This window comes from Nocardioides sp. YJ-D4 (assembly GCF_054031495.1).
This window is the reverse complement of the sequence record NZ_CM132932.1, coordinates 4,277,883-4,292,218: the sequence shown is the minus strand read 5'-3', so window position 1 is coordinate 4,292,218 and position 14,336 is coordinate 4,277,883. Positions and strand designations below refer to the sequence as shown.

Here is a 14,336-nt window from a genome sequence, read left to right as displayed (position 1 = left end):
CGTGCCGAACCAGGGGCGGCTGCACGTCAGCTTCCGGCCCAGCGACCGCGCCCGGCAGGCGCTGGAGGCGCTGCCGGGACCGGTGACCTGCGCCGCGGATCCTGCCGGGCAGAGCCGCGCGGAGCTGCTCACGGACGTACGCGGCGCCGCCGCGCTGGTCTGCCTGCTGACCGACCGCGTCGATGCCGAGCTGCTCGACGCGGCCGGTCCGTCGCTGCGCGTGGTCGCCAACATGGCGGTCGGCCACGACAACATCGACCTCGCCGCCTGCGCCGCTCGCGGCATCACCGTGACCAACACTCCCGGGGTGCTCGACGAGGCAACCGCCGACCTCGCCTTCGCGCTGCTGCTCGCCGCGTCCCGTCGCGTGGTGGAGGCCGACGCGTTCGTACGCAGCGGCGAGCCCTGGTCCTGGCGGCCGGACCTCTTCGTGGGCCTCGACGTCAGCAGCGGAGCGACCCTGGGCATCGTCGGCCTGGGCCGGATCGGGCTGGCGATGGCTCGGCGCGCCCGCGCGTTCGACATGCGCATCATCGCGACCCCGTCCCGCTCCGCCGGCGACGAGGCCGCACGCCTCGGCATCGAGACCCTGCCGCTCTCCGACCTCCTGGTCGCCTCGGACGTCGTGTCGCTGCACTGCCCGCTGACCCCGGACACCCGGCATCTCATCGGCGCCGAGGAGCTCCGCCTGATGGGACCGGAGTCGGTCCTCGTCAACACCGCCCGGGGCCCCATCGTCGACGAGGCCGCGCTGGCGGCCGCGCTCGCCGACGGCACGATCGGCGCGGCCGGGCTCGACGTCTTCGAGAACGAGCCGGCCGTCCACCCGGACCTGTTGGCGCTGCCGAACGTCGTCCTGCTGCCGCACATCGGCAGCGCCGGGCGCGCCACGCGTGACCGGATGGCGATGCTCGCGATCGACAACGCCCGAGCCGTGCTCGCCGGCGAGCCCGCACCGACCCCGGTCCACCCGTAGGCAGACTCGGGCCGGCCGCGGGCTCACCCGCGGCCGGCCCGAGTCTGGTCCTAGCGCGGAACCACGGTGTAGGTGCTGCCCCGCCGGGTGTCGAGCTCGACGACGTTCTCCTCCGGTCGGGAGACGTCCGTCCCGGTCACCTGGACCGGCTGCTGCGTACGCAGGCGGAGCCGGTTGCCGAGCAGCGACCGGATCCGCGCCACCTCGACCTTGCCGTCTGCCCACCTCAGGTCGACCTCGAAGCCACCGCGGGCACGCAGGCCGCGGACCTTCCCCTCCGGCCATGCCGCCGGCAGCGCCGGGAGGAGGAAGAGCTCGCCGGAGTGGCTCTGCATGATCATCTCCGTGATCCCGGAGACGCCGCCGAAGTTCCCGTCGATCTGGAAGGGCGGGTGCAGGTCGAAGAGGTTCGGTGCGGTCCGGGAGGGGTGCAGCATGTGCTGGACGTGCAGGTAGGCGTTCTCGGGCTCCAGCAGGCGGGCGCGGATGTTCATCTTCCAGGCCAGCGACCAGCCCGTGGTGATCGCCGGGCCGCGCAGCTCGAGCGCCTTGCGGGCGGCGTCTGCCAGCTCCGGCGTACGCAGCGGGCTGATCTGGTCCGAGGGGAAGACGCCCCACAGGTGGGAGACGTGACGGCTCCGCTCGAGGGCGGCGTCCTCCCAGTCGATCAGCCACTCCTGCAGCTGGCCCAGGTAGCCGATCTGGTTGGGCGGCAGCTGGTCCCGCATCGCCACGGCCTTCTCGACGAGCGGGTCGTGCTTGCCGAGCGCGGCGGCGGCCTTCTCGAACGCGGTGAACAGGTCGCGCAGGATCTGACAGTCCATCGTCGGGCCGGCGCAGATGCTGACCCCCTCGTCGTCCTGCTCGTGGTGCTTGATCTCCGGCGAGTGCGACGGGCAGGTGACCATGTAGCCGGACTGCTCGTCGCGCACCATCGTCTCGAGGAAGAACTCGACCGCTCCCCGCAGGGTCGGGAAGTGCTCGGCGAGGTTCTCCTTGTCGCCGGTGTACTCGTAGCGCTCCCAGAACAGCAGCGACAGCCAGGCGCCTCCCATCGGCCAGACTCCGTAGTAGGCGAAGTCGACCGGTGCGGTTCCCCGCCAGCCGTCGGTGTTGTGGTGGGCGACCCAGCCCTTGTCCGACCCCCACATCTTCTTGGCGGTGTTCCGCCCGACCTCCGCGAGCTCCTCGGTCATCGCGAACATCGGGTCCCAGCACTCGGCGAGGTTGGCCGGGCCGGCGGGCCAGTAGTTCATCTGCGCGTTGATGTTGAGGGTGTACTTCGACTGCCACTCGGGCTGCATCTTGTAGTTCCACAGGCCCTGCAGGTTGGCCGGCTGCCCGGGGGTCCGGGACGACGAGATCAGCAGGTAGCGCCCGAACTGGAACCACAGCGCCGCCAGCTGCGGATCGCCGCCGGCACGGAACGCGGCCACCCGCTCGTCGGTCGGCTTCTCGATCGCGGCGGAGGTGCCGAGGTCGATGTCGACCCGGCCGAAGAGGGACTGGTAGTCCCGCACGTGCGCCGAGCGCAGCTGCCCGTACCCGCGCCCGGTCGCTGCCTCCAGCGGCTTCGTCGCTCGGCCGATGTGGTCGGCGTTCACGTCGGCGTAGTTGCGGTAGCTGGTCGCGATCGAGACCAGCAGGGTCACCGACGTGGCGTTGCGAACCCGGAGGTGGTCCCCCTGGCACTGGACCGTCCCGCCCTCGGTCTCGGCACGGACGAGGCTGACGAAACGTACGGCGCCCTCCATCCCCTCCGTGGGGCCACTGATGCCCTCCAGCGCGAGCGTCCGCGCGTCGTGGGGACGTACGTCGCTCTGCTGCGGGGACTCGAAGGTGGCGTTGAACGAGACCTTCTCGGCCTGGTCCGCGGTGAGGTGGACGACCATCACCTGGTCCGCGTGGCTGACGAACGACTCCCGGCGGTAGCGCACGCCGCCGACCTCGAACTCGGAGATCGCGATCGCCGACCGCAGGTCGAGCGAGCGCCGGTACGTCACGGGCTCACCGTCGATGCCGAGGAACTCGAGCAGCAGGTCACCCACCGGCTGGTAGAAGGCCTGCTCGCTCGGCCGCCCCATGAACTCCTCGTCGGCCAGGCGCTGGGCGCCGACCCAGTTCTCCTCGAAGATCATCCGGCGGATCTCGGGGAGCACCTCCGCCCCGCGGGGCGGGTCGTAGCTGTGCGGATGACCGGCCCACACCGAGTCCTCGTTCAGCATCAGCTTCTCGCTGGCCACACCGCCGAAGACCATCGCGCCCATCCGGCCGTTGCCGATCGCCAGCGCCTGGAGCCACTCCGCGGCCGGCTGGCGGTACCAGAGCTCCAGCGGGTTGGTCTCCGGCTCATCGGCGGCGGCTGCGGCCGCCTCGGTGACGACCGGCTGCACCAAGGCACCGCCCGCCAGCGCGGAGGCGGCCTGCAGCACCCGTCGTCTCGTGAAGTCCACCATCAGCTTCCTCCTGACTCACGCCCCAGGTGGGGCAAACATCGGTTGTTTCAATGTAATAGACATCACACGTCATGTCGATGCTTGCCAGAATTTGGCTTGGAGATGGCCGATGTAGGCCGAGGCGCGACGGAAGGGATGAGCAAATCATCTGATCTCTGTGCATCAGTGCGCTTCTCGAGCGGACGCCTCCGCGGCGGCCAGCCGCTGCTCGTCGAGCCCGTAGAAACGGCGCGCGCTGCCGGCGTAGATCTCCTCGCGCTCGCCGCTCGACAGGCCGGCCAACGCCTCCCGGAGCCCGGCGAAGACCCGCCCGTAGCCACCGGCCGTGGTGGAGATCGGCCAGTCTCCGCCGTACATCAGCCGGCTCGGGCCGAACACCTCGACCGCCCGGTCGACGAACGGCTGGATGCCGGCCACGGTCCAGCTGTCGGGGGCCGCCCCGGGGTACAGCCCGGAGACCTTGCCGAACACCTTCGGGTTCTCGGCCGCCCGCTCGATGAGGCTCCACCACGGCTCTCGCTCGGCATCGCCGATCGGTGGTTTGGAGAGGTGGTCGATCACGATCCGCAGGTCCGGGTGGCGTTCGGAGAGCGTCGCGACGTGTTCCAGGTGGCGCGGCAGCACCGAGACGTGGTCGTAGGTGAGCCCGAGCCGTTCCAGCAGCCCGAGCCCCTCGGCGACGTCCGGACGGAGGATCCAGTCCGGGTCGGGGATGTTGTGGATCAGGTTGCGTACGCCGACCACCCGGTCGTCTCCGCGCAGCGACTCCAGCCGCTCGGCGGCCAGGTCCGGCTGGTCCAGCGGCACGTAGACGACGATCCCGACCACCTCGGGATGTCGGTCGGCGACCTCGATCATCAGATCGGTGTCGCCGTCGTGGTCGTCGGACTGGACCAGCACGGTCGCGTCCACTCCCTGCGCCCGCAGCTGCGGCCGGACCTCGTCGAAGGTGAACGTGCGGTTGTACTCGGGTACGTCGGGACCGAGCCACGGGTAGGGCGAGCGGGTGAGGTCCCAGACGTGCTGGTGGCTGTCGATGATCATCTGCGGCGTCACCGGTTCGCCCAGTAGCTGCCGTCCGGATAGGCGTACGTCGCCACCGACGCGGGGTGCATCTCCGCGCTGTAGCCGGGTCGGGACGGCAGCCCGTAGGCGCCGTTCTCGACGATGCACGGGTCCGTGAAGTGCTCGTGGAGATGGTCCACGAACTCGGTGACCCGGTCCTCGAGCGTGCCCGAGACGGCGACGTAGTCGAAGACGGACAGGTGCTGGACGAGCTCGCACAGGCCGACGCCGCCGGCGTGAGGACAGACCGGGACGTCGAACTTCCTCGCCATCAGATAGACGGAGAGGATCTCGTTGACGCTGGCGAGCCGCGCGGAGTCGAGCTGGCAGAAGTCGATGGCCTCCGCCTGGAACATCTGCTTGAAGAGCACCCGGTTCATGCCGTGCTCGCCGGTGGCCACCCCGATCGGAGCCACCGCCTTGCGGACCGCGGCGTGGCCGAGGATGTCGTCAGGACTGGTCGGCTCCTCGATCCACCACGGCTCGAAGCGCGCCAGCGCGTTGACCCACTCGATGGCCTGCGGCACGTCCCAGACCTGGTTGGCGTCGATCATCAGCTTCGCGTCCCAGCCGATCACCTCCCGGGCGATCTCGCAGCGCCGGATGTCGTCCTCCAGGTTCGCGCCGACCTTCAGCTTGATGTGCGTGTAGCCGGAGTCGACCGCTTCGGCGGCCAGCCGGCGCAGCTTGTCGTCCGAGTAGCCCAGCCAGCCGGCAGACGTGGTGTAGCAGGGATAGCCGGTCTCCTCCAGGTGCCGGATCCGCTCCTCACGGTGGGGAACGCCGGCGCGGAGGATGTCCAGGGCCTCGTCCCGGGTGAGGGCGTCGCTGAGGTACGTCAGATCTGCGACGTCGACGAGCTCCTCGGGGGTCATGTCGGCCAGCAGCCGCCACAGCGGCTTGCCGGCTTCCCGGGCGGCCAGATCCCAGACCGCGTTCATCACGGCGGCGAGGGCCAGGTGCTCGACCCCCTTGTCCGGGCCCAGCCAGCGGAGCTGGGAGTCCGAGGCGAGATCCCGGTAGACCCCGCCCAGGTCACCCACCACGTCGCTCACCTCGCGCCCGACCAGCGGCTCACCGCGGCGCTGCGCCGCCAGGGTGCAGATGTCGTTGCCGCGTCCGATGGTGAAGGTGAACCCGAACCCGGAGAGCTCCGGGTCGTCGGTGCTCACCACGACGTACGTGGCCGAGTAGTCACCGTCCTTGTTCATGGCGTCGGATCCGTCCATCGACACAGAGGTCGGGAAGCGGACATCGGTGACATCGACGGCGGTGATACGGGTCACGAGGGATCCTCCTGTGGGGATGGGTGGCGCTTGTTCACGAGGTAGAGGTGGGTCAGGACCAGCACCGTCTCGCCACGCTGGTTGGTCACCGTGACGAGCTCGTGGACGTATCCGAGCTCGGCCGGCTTCTTCCGGTGCTCCGACATCTCGGTGATCTCGGCGGTGACGGTGATGGTGTCGCCGATGAACACCGGGCCGATGAACCGGATCCGGTCGTAGCCGTAGGACATGGACTGTGGGTTGATGTCGGTGGCGGTCATCCCGACCGCCACCGCGAGGATCAGCGTCCCGTGGGCGATCCGGTGTCCGGCCGGCTGGGTGGCCATCCACTCCGCATCCATGTGGTGCGGGAAGAAGTCGCCCGTCTGACCGGCGTGCAGGACGATGTCGGCCTCGGTGATGGTGCGCCCCAGGGTGGTCCGGGACTCCCCGACCGCGTAGTCCTCGAACCAGCGTTCCTCGACTCTCACCGGGACGCTCCTTCCTCGACGCCGTAGGCGTCCGATCCCACGCCGAGCAGGCGCTCGGCGAGCTCGCCGGCCCGGCGGACCAGCTCGGCGTCGGTCATCCGGCCGGCCAGCGCCTCCGTCACCCACGGGGAGACGGTGTCCTGGAACTCCAGATAGCCGGCGGTACGCGGCCGCACCCACGCGCCCTCGAGGGTCGCCCGGGTGCCCCGGAAGAAGTCCCAGGAGTCTTCGTTGAGCCGGTCGTCGTCCCACGAGGACGCGTAGCCGGGCTGGCCGCCCGCGTCGTAGTAGATGCCCGACTGGACCTCAGGCGAGGCCACCCACAGTGCGTACGCCCGGGCTGCGTCCAGGTCTCGCGACCGGGCCGAGACGGCCACGCCGGCACCGCCGAGCTGCGAACCGGCCACCCCTCGGGGGCCGGAGGGCATGTCGACGTACCTGAGGCGATGTGGCCGGAACCCCGTCCGGGAGTAGTTGCTGTAGCCGTAGAGCAACGGCGCGTAGGCCCACGGCTCGGTGGCGTCGGTGGACAGTGCCTCGGCGACCTCGATCGGGTTCGCGTCCAGGCACCACGACGGCACCTGCTCGCAGAGCCGATGCATGAGGTCGAGCAGGCTCAGCGCGTGCTCCTCGGGCAGGAAGGTCCCGGGCTCGGCGTTGACCGGCGTCCCGCGGTTGGCTGCCAGGGTGCACAGTGTCGAGTAGGCGTCGATCGGCTTGCAGGGCCAGAGCACCCTGCCCTCGGCGGCCAGGTCGAGCACCTCCTCCCACGTACGCGGCGCAGCCGGCAGGCGGTCCGGGCGGTACGCAGCGACCTGGGCCGCGGCGTCGGTGGCCAGGCCGTACTGGCGCCCATCGTGGCGGTACGACGCGTGGCTGCTGCCCACGGCATCGGCGGCCAGGGCGGCCAGCTCGTCGTCGTGTCCGGCGCCGTCCAGGGGCGCCAGCACCCCTTCCGCGACGGCCAGCGGCACGTGCGGGTGGTCGATGACCAGGAGGTCGAAGCGCTCGGCCAGCTCCGCCAGCGGCGCGTCGGCGAACGCCTGCAGGGAGCGGTACTCCCAGCGCACCTCGACACCGGTCCGGCGCGCGTACTCCTGGGAAGCGGCGACCTGGCAGTCGTAGCCACGCGGGTGCTCCCAGGTCATGCCGTGCAGGACGGTCATCGGTCTCCCTCGAGGTCGTGCTCGCCCAGGCGTGGAGCCGGGCGCGGATTGGTCAACCGCTCGCCGTCGATGCGGATCGGGCTGCGAGTGGTCGTCAGGGTGAGGCCGTCACGACGGATCTGCTGGGTCATCGCGATGGCCTCGAAGCCCTTGTGCTCCACGAGCTCGGAGAGCGTGAGCACAGGGGCACACCACACGTCCTCGGCGTCCAGCACGGCCAGCCAGGCGTCCCGCGTGTCGCTCCGGAGACGGTCGCCGATCGCCTCCTCGATCTCCGACTGCCGGTCCCACCAGGTCTGCGAGTCGGTCATCGCCTCCAGCTCGGGGAGCCCGAGCAGCCGCCCGATGGTGGGCACGGGGTTCATCGCGATCGCGAGGTAGCCGTCGCTCGTCGGGTAGATGCCATAGGGAGCCGAGAGGAAGGCGTGGGCCGACCGGGGTCCCTTGCGGCGTACCTCGACCGACGGATCGTTGAGCCGGGTGGTCAGCAGCTCGAACTCCAGGTCCAGCAGGGACTCCATCAGGCTCGTCTCCGTCAGCCCGCCCTTCCCGGTCCGGAACCGCCGGACCAGCAGGGCGGTGATGCCCTGGGCCAGGTGACAGCTGGCGAGGTGGTCGGCAACCGCCAGACCGACGGGGACCGGTGGGTCATCGGCCGACCCGTTGAGCCAGGGCAGCCCGGCGATGGCCTGGGCGAGCAGGTCCTGGCCCGGGCGGTCCTGGAACGGGCCGACGCCGCCGTACCCGGTGACGCTGCCGTAGACGATGCTCGGGTTGAGCGCCCGGACGGATTCGTAGTCGAGGCCGATCCGCTCCATCACCCCGGGGCGGAAGTTCTGGACGATCACGTCGGCCCCCGCGACCAGTGCGCGTACGCGCTCGAGGTCGGCGGGATCCTTCAGATCGGCCGCCACGCTCTCCTTGTTCCGGTTCATGGCGTGGAAGGAGAGGCTGTCGCCGTTCACCGTGCGCCCGGCGAAGGCCAGGCTGCGGCCCGCGTCTCCCCCGGCGGGCCGCTCGATCTTGATGACCCGGGCACCGAGGTCGGCGAGCCTCAACGCCGCCACGGGACCGGCCAGGAACTGGCTGAAGTCCAGGACCGTGACGCCCTCCAGGGGCAGGTCGGAGGGTCGAGCGTCGCTCATCGACGTTCCTTTCGGCTGGTTACCGGTCATATGGCGGCCGCTCTCCCCCGCGGGCCGCGTCCGTGTACGCCGCCTCGACGACCGCCATGGTGCGGAAGACGTCCTCGACCCCGGTGGGCAGGGACGGGATCGATCCCTCGAGAAAACGCTGGACCACGGCCATCGAGCCGATGAACGCGTCGGGGAACCAGGACCCCTCGAACGGCACCGGGCGCCAGCCGGCGTCGAGTCGCTCGTCGGTGACCAGCTCGAGCGAGTCCTCTCCGCCGCGCGGGTAGTCAAGCAGCAGGCCGAGCTGTGCCCGGATGGCGCCGCGGGTGCCCTCCCACTTGACGAAGGACTCTTCGTGCCGGGGTCCGTAGTGGTGGTCGTGGTTGGTGGAGACGACGACCCTGATGGGTCGGTCGCCGTAGCTCAGCGCGATGTCGGAGCGGCTGTTGGCGTGGGCCTTCTCGGGATGACGCACGGTGACGGCGTGGACCCCGGTCGGGTCCCCCAGGAAGGAACGCACCAGATCCAGGTAGTGGACGCTGTGCATGTTGATCTCGAGCCGGTCCAGATCGAGCACGTACGGGAACATCTCCCACGGGGTCCGCACCGAGACCCGGACCTCCAGGTCGTAGAGCTCCCCGATCGTGCCGGCAGCGATGAGCTCGCGGGCAGCGACGACGTACGGCGCGAACCGGAGCTGCGTGTTGACCGCAGCCACCAGCCCCTTGCGCCGGCACACCTCACGGGTGCGGATCCCCTCGGCCAGGTGGTTCCCCAAGGGCTTCTGCAGCAGGACCGCAGCGCCGTCGGGCAGCTGCTCGAGGACCTCGACGTGCGCCTCGGGCGGAAGGGCGACGTCGTAGACCGCGTCGGCCGGAGCCGACCGGACCGCGTCCGCGACGTCCGCGCATACGGTGCGGATGCCGTATTGCTCGGCGAGGTCGCGCGCTCGCTCGGGGACGAGGTCGGTGATGCTGGCGACCTCGAACCCCGCCTTTGCGTACGCCGGCAGGTGAGCGTCACGGACGATCCCGCCGGCGCCGACGAGCACGATCGGCCGCGGGCTCTTCGGCATCTCGGCCGAGTAGCCGGGGTGCGGGTCGAGCTCCGGTGGCGGATGCGGGGCCATCAGCCCTTCACCGCCCCCATCGTCTCGCCCCGCATCAGGAACTTCTGCGCGCCGAGGAAGACGATCAGCAGCGGCAGCATCGAGATGAAGGTCGCCAGCGCCAGCTGCGGCATGTAGAGCTTCACGTCCAGCCCGGCGGCGACGGTCGGATTGAACAGCGGGCTCGCGCCGATCAGCTGCTGCAGCCCGACGGGGAGGGTCTGGTTGTTCTGGTTGGAGGAGAGCAGCGCCAGCGGCAGGAAGAAGTTGATCCAGTTGGCGACGAAGGCGAAGAAGCCGACCAGGACGGCGGCCTGGCGCGAGATCGGGAGCCCCACCCGCCAGAAGATCGACACCTCGCCGAGACCGTCGATCCGGGCTGCCTCGACGAGCTCTTGGGGCATGGTGGTCATGAAGTGGATGTAGGCCAGGTAGACCCCGAACGGGAAGAAGCCCATGATCAGCCCCACCGGCCACAGCTGGCCCACCGCGCCGATGGCGTTCACCTCGAGGAAGATGGGGATGACCAGCACGGTGTTCGGCATCACCATCGTGACCAGCGTGATCAGCAGGATGGGACGGCGGGCGCGGAACCGGAGCCGGGCCATCGCGTAGCCGGCCGGCAGCGCGGCGAAGACCGCCAGCAGCGCACCCCCGCCGGCGACGGCGAGCGTGTTCAGCAGCCACCGGGTGTACAGCCCGCCACCGGGTCCGAACCCGTTGACCTGCGACCAGCTGTACTGCGCGTTGTCCCACGACATGTCGCCGAACCCGAAGGGCCCGCCGGCGCCGGAGGCGACACCCTCGTTGGACCGGAACGCCATCGCGATGAAGCCGGTGATCGGCAGGACGAACAGGCACGCCACGAACAGCATCGTGACGACCCGCGCGGTCTTGCCGACGCTCCAGTCGAACATGGCCCGCCGAGGCCGGGCCTTCGGACGTACGTCTGCGGTGATCTGACTCATCGCTGCTCCTCCTCACCGAACAGGCCGGTCCGGAAGACGACCAGCAGGCCGATCCCCAGCGTGATCACGAGCAGGATCAGCGACATCGCGGCGGCCGCGGGGAAGTTGTAGTTGCTGAAGGCGAACGCGTAGCCCAGCTGGGTGGGCGTCCACTGGTCCTCGAGGGCGTTGCTGGCCACCTGGTCGAGCAGCTGCGGCTCGAGAAACAGCTGGAACCCGTAGGCGAGGTTCATCAGCACCGCGTACCCGATCCACGGCCGGATGATCGGCAGCTTCACGTGCCAGGCCAGCTGCCATTCGTTGGCACCGTCCAGCCGCGCCGCCTCGAGCGTCTCCTCCGAGATCCCGTTGAGGCCGCCGTTGACCACGATGACCCACTGACCGACGCCCTGGAAGAACATCATCGCGGCCAGGATGAACGGCAGGTTCCCGGGTCCGGCGACCGCCTGCTTGATGGTGTCGATGCCCAGCGCCTGCCAGAACCCCTCGATCGGGGACTGGCTCGGGTTGAGCAGATAGACCCAGAGCACGAGGTTGGCGACGCCTGCCAGGGCCCCGGGGATGTAGTAGACGAACCGCATCGACGACCCGAACCATCCGGGGCTGGCGTGGACCAGCAGAGCCAGACCGACGATGCCGATCGTCATGATCGGAAGCCAGACCACCAGGGTCGCGAAGATGTTGACGAACGTGTCGACGAACCGGTAGTCGGTGACGACGGTCCTGAAGCTGTCCACGCCCCCGAAACCGCCGGTGGGGTCCAGCGGCGTCGGTGCCTTCTCCAGAGATGTCTTGATCGCGTACGCGACCGGGATGATGCCCGCGATCATCAGCAGGACGAGGTAGGGCGCCATCAGCATCCAGGCGCCACGCGTCTCGCTGGGCCGCGCGACTCGTCGCCGGGGACGGCGCCTCGGGCCCGCCTGGGGCGGCGAGGTGGCGACGTCCTCCATCAAGGCGGTCGACATGTTGCTCCTCCGATGTGTCCGGGCCACCGTGAGGCCCCGATGTGACTGGGATGGCACCCTTCGGCCCGGGCGTTCCGGGCCGAAGGAGCTCGTGAGCGGCCGGGCTACTCGACCGTGTAGCCCATCGCCTTCGCCTGGCTGACCAGCTCGTCCCCGAAGGACTTCCAGGCCTGGTCGACGTCGCCTCCTGAGGCGAGGGTGGCGGCCACCGTCTCGGTCCACACCGCTCCGGTGTTGTAGAGCATGTAGGCGTGGCCGTCGACGACGTAGTCGTTGGCCTCCTTCATCGCCTCGAAGGTGGTCTCGTTGTCCGCGAAGTAGTTGGCCTTGGCCTGCTTCTCCGCCCACGCGTCCTGCACGGGACCGTACGCCGGCAGACCGGTGGAGAGCTCGACCTGCCACCTCGGGTCGGTGGCGACGAACTCGGCGAAGGTCAGCGTGTTCTCGAGCTGCTTGCCCGTGATGTGGTTCGAGACGCCCCAGAGGCCTCCGCCCTCGTTGCCGGTGGAGGGCTCGCTCTCACCGTCCCACGCGAGGGGCTCCACGGCGGTCATCTGACCGGCCGGGATCTTCCAGGTCTGGTTGAAGAGGTAGTCGCCCCACCACGCAGCACCGGGGCTCATGACCAGGTCCTTGCCGACCTTGGCCGCGTCGGGGTCGAAGATGCCGACGGTCGAGAGTGCCTTGCCCTCCAGCATCGTGCCGATCAGGTCCACCGCTCGCGTGCACTTGGCGTCGGAGGTGTCGATGTGGACGACGGTCTCGGACTGTCGGTCGTTGGTGGGACAGCCCGAGCCCCACAGATAGCGGTCAGGGGCGTACGCGTCGCCGGTGAAGCCGCTGATCTTGCCCGGGTGCTCCTTGGCGATCTGGACGGCCAGGTCGCCGTACTCCTCCCAGGTCGTCGGCGCCTCGTAGCCGTTGGCGTCGAAGAAGGCCTTGTTGTACCAGAACACGTCAGGGGCCGCGTCGTTGCGCAGGCACCTGACCTGACCGTCGATCTCGCACGCGGCGTTGATCGAACCCTCGTAGCCGTCGAGCACGTCGGGCAGGTGGTCGGTCAGGTCGAGCGTGTAGTCGATCTGCGCGCCGGAGGCCCAGGCGATGTCGTCGTTGGAGGGGAAGAAGATGGCGTCCGGCCAGCCCTGTCCGGCCTCGTTGAACTGGGCGAACTGCTGCTGAAGAGACTTGCCACCGACGGTCCCGTCGATCTGGTTGATCTTGATGTCGATGTCCGGGTACGCCTTCTTGAAGGCGTTCGCGGCGGGCACTCGCGGCGGGTCGACCCAGACGGTGATCGCGCCACCGGAGTCCGTCTTCTCGCCCGCGGCGTCATCTCCTCCGCCGGAGCCGCAGGCACCCAGGACCGAGGCGGCCAGCAGGGTCGCGGCGGCCACCAGGGGCGCCCGGCGACGTGAACCGAGTGGGTTTCGCTTCATGGACATGGCTCCTTCGACGATGTGTCCCGAGCGGATGCAATGTGACGCAGGCCACTGCTCAAACGTTAGAGCAGATCACCGGGAGTGGTCAATCGTTTGAGTAGATCTTCCTCAGGGCAGCCGGGCGAGAGGCCCGGACGGGCCGATTCGGGGCGCGCGAGACCCACCGCGCAACTGCGGCGTGCTCGTCCGTCAGTTCTCAGACGGCCTGGCTCGGTGGCGCCGTGGACTCCCGCACGATGAGCTCCGGGGCGGGGTCGGTGATCATCTCGTCGGCCATCTCACCGGTCTCGATGCGGCGGACGACGCTGCGTACGGCGGCACGGCCCATGTCGTAGAACTGCATCTTGACCGCGGTCAGCGGCGGCCAGGTGTTCTCAGCGGTCCAGGAGTCGTGCACGGTGGCCACGGAGAGGTCCTCGGGGACACGGATCCCGTCGGCTCGGGCGGCCGCGAGCAGACCGATGGCGGCGTTGACGTTGGCGACCACGATCCCCGTGGGCCTCGGCTCCCGCTCCATCAGTCGCCGCAGGGCGGTGCGGCCGTTGTCGGCGGTGTAGCCGACCCGCGTCTCGTAGTCCTGGCGTACCGGCAGCCCAGCCTCGACGAGGGCCTCCTTGTAGCCCACCCGCCGCCGCTTCGCGGTGAACGAGCGGGGAAGGCCGTTGGCGAAGGCGATCCTCTCGTGACCGAGGTCGATCAGGTGCTGGGTGGCGATCCGGGCACCGGTGCGGTCGTCGAGAGCGACCGAACCGACGTGTCCCGGGTAGGTGGAGTTGATCAGCACGATCGGGGCGCCCGAGGCCAGCAGGTCCCCCATCCCGGCCGGCGCGACGCCGTCGCCCACCTGGATGACCATGCCGTCCACACGTCCCTCGCCGATGAGCCGGGCGATCATCTCGCCTTCGGGACGTACGTCGTCGGCGCGGCCGAGCAGCAGGGTGTAGCCCCGCGCGGCCGACTCGTCCTCGGCGCCGTGCATGAGCTCGGTGAACAGGGCGTTGGTCAGGTCGGGGACGACCAGTCCTACGACCTGGGTCCGCGCCGACTTCAGGGCGCGCCCGGCGAAGTTGGGTCGGTAGTGCAGGTCCTTGGCCGCTTGCACGATCCGCTCGCGGGTGGCCTCACTCACCCGGGCCGAGGGCGCGTCGCTGAGCACCCTCGAGACGGCCGAGATCGAGACACCGGCGCGGGCTGCGACATCGCCAAGGGTGGCCATGGGCCGCAGCCTAGCTCTGCCCGGCTGCGACGGTTGGGCACCCGGCGGCTCCGGCGTGGCCGGAGCCGGTTGACTGACA

12 protein-coding genes are annotated in these 14,336 nt (G+C 69.8%); 1 reads left to right on the top strand and 11 read right to left on the bottom strand.

Translation table 11 applies throughout. The features are described from left to right. The first annotated feature begins 1 nt into the window (after position 1). On the top strand, positions 2–976 hold the full coding sequence (locus ACW14X_RS20625) for a 2-hydroxyacid dehydrogenase (protein WP_457163117.1): 975 nt from the start codon (positions 2–4) through the stop codon (positions 974–976). Positions 977–1,026: 50 nt separating this feature from the next. Here ACW14X_RS20625 and ACW14X_RS20620 read toward each other — a convergent pair whose 3' ends face one another. The 11 genes from ACW14X_RS20620 to ACW14X_RS20570 all read right to left on the bottom strand — a co-directional run bounded on the left by ACW14X_RS20620 (position 1,027) and on the right by ACW14X_RS20570 (position 14,257). Beyond that, the gene (locus ACW14X_RS20620; protein WP_457163116.1) at positions 1,027–3,432 is read right to left on the bottom strand and encodes a glycoside hydrolase family 95 protein; all 2,406 of its coding nucleotides are present in this window, start codon (positions 3,430–3,432) and stop codon (positions 1,027–1,029) included. A 162-nt stretch (positions 3,433–3,594) separates the two neighbouring features. After that, positions 3,595–4,488 carry an amidohydrolase family protein gene (locus ACW14X_RS20615; RefSeq protein ID WP_457163115.1) on the bottom strand — a complete coding sequence of 298 codons (894 nt, stop codon included), beginning with the start codon at positions 4,486–4,488 and terminating at the stop codon, positions 3,595–3,597. After that, a complete protein-coding gene (locus ACW14X_RS20610; protein WP_457163114.1) occupies positions 4,485–5,783 on the bottom strand; it encodes an L-fuconate dehydratase in 1,299 nt (432 codons plus the stop codon). Before ACW14X_RS20610 ends, ACW14X_RS20615 begins: the two co-directional genes overlap by 4 nt. Continuing rightward, positions 5,780–6,253, bottom strand: a complete 474-nt coding sequence (locus ACW14X_RS20605) for a MaoC family dehydratase (protein ID WP_457163113.1) — start codon at positions 6,251–6,253, stop codon at positions 5,780–5,782. The genes ACW14X_RS20610 and ACW14X_RS20605 overlap by 4 nt, the downstream gene beginning before the upstream one ends. Further along, the gene (locus ACW14X_RS20600) at positions 6,250–7,419 is read right to left on the bottom strand and encodes an extracellular solute-binding protein (RefSeq protein WP_457163112.1); all 1,170 of its coding nucleotides are present in this window, start codon (positions 7,417–7,419) and stop codon (positions 6,250–6,252) included. The genes ACW14X_RS20605 and ACW14X_RS20600 overlap by 4 nt, the downstream gene beginning before the upstream one ends. After that, complete coding sequence (locus tag ACW14X_RS20595) at positions 7,416–8,564, bottom strand: CaiB/BaiF CoA transferase family protein (protein WP_457163111.1); 1,149 nt, start codon at positions 8,562–8,564, stop codon at positions 7,416–7,418. Before ACW14X_RS20595 ends, ACW14X_RS20600 begins: the two co-directional genes overlap by 4 nt. A gap of 19 nt (positions 8,565–8,583) precedes the next feature. Next, on the bottom strand, positions 8,584–9,684 hold the full coding sequence (locus ACW14X_RS20590; protein WP_160027480.1) for a Gfo/Idh/MocA family protein: 1,101 nt from the start codon (positions 9,682–9,684) through the stop codon (positions 8,584–8,586). After that, a complete protein-coding gene (locus ACW14X_RS20585; RefSeq protein ID WP_201451234.1) occupies positions 9,684–10,631 on the bottom strand; it encodes a carbohydrate ABC transporter permease in 948 nt (315 codons plus the stop codon). The genes ACW14X_RS20590 and ACW14X_RS20585 overlap by 1 nt, the downstream gene beginning before the upstream one ends. After that, on the bottom strand, positions 10,628–11,599 hold the full coding sequence (locus tag ACW14X_RS20580; RefSeq protein WP_160027478.1) for a carbohydrate ABC transporter permease: 972 nt from the start codon (positions 11,597–11,599) through the stop codon (positions 10,628–10,630). Before ACW14X_RS20580 ends, ACW14X_RS20585 begins: the two co-directional genes overlap by 4 nt. Positions 11,600–11,703: 104 nt before the next feature. Then, positions 11,704–13,038 carry an ABC transporter substrate-binding protein gene (locus tag ACW14X_RS20575; protein WP_457163110.1) on the bottom strand — a complete coding sequence of 445 codons (1,335 nt, stop codon included), beginning with the start codon at positions 13,036–13,038 and terminating at the stop codon, positions 11,704–11,706. A gap of 199 nt (positions 13,039–13,237) precedes the next feature. After that, positions 13,238–14,257 (bottom strand): LacI family DNA-binding transcriptional regulator, encoded by a 1,020-nt coding sequence (locus ACW14X_RS20570; RefSeq protein ID WP_160027474.1) that lies wholly within the window; start codon positions 14,255–14,257, stop codon positions 13,238–13,240. Between the last annotated feature and the right edge of the window lie 79 nt (positions 14,258–14,336).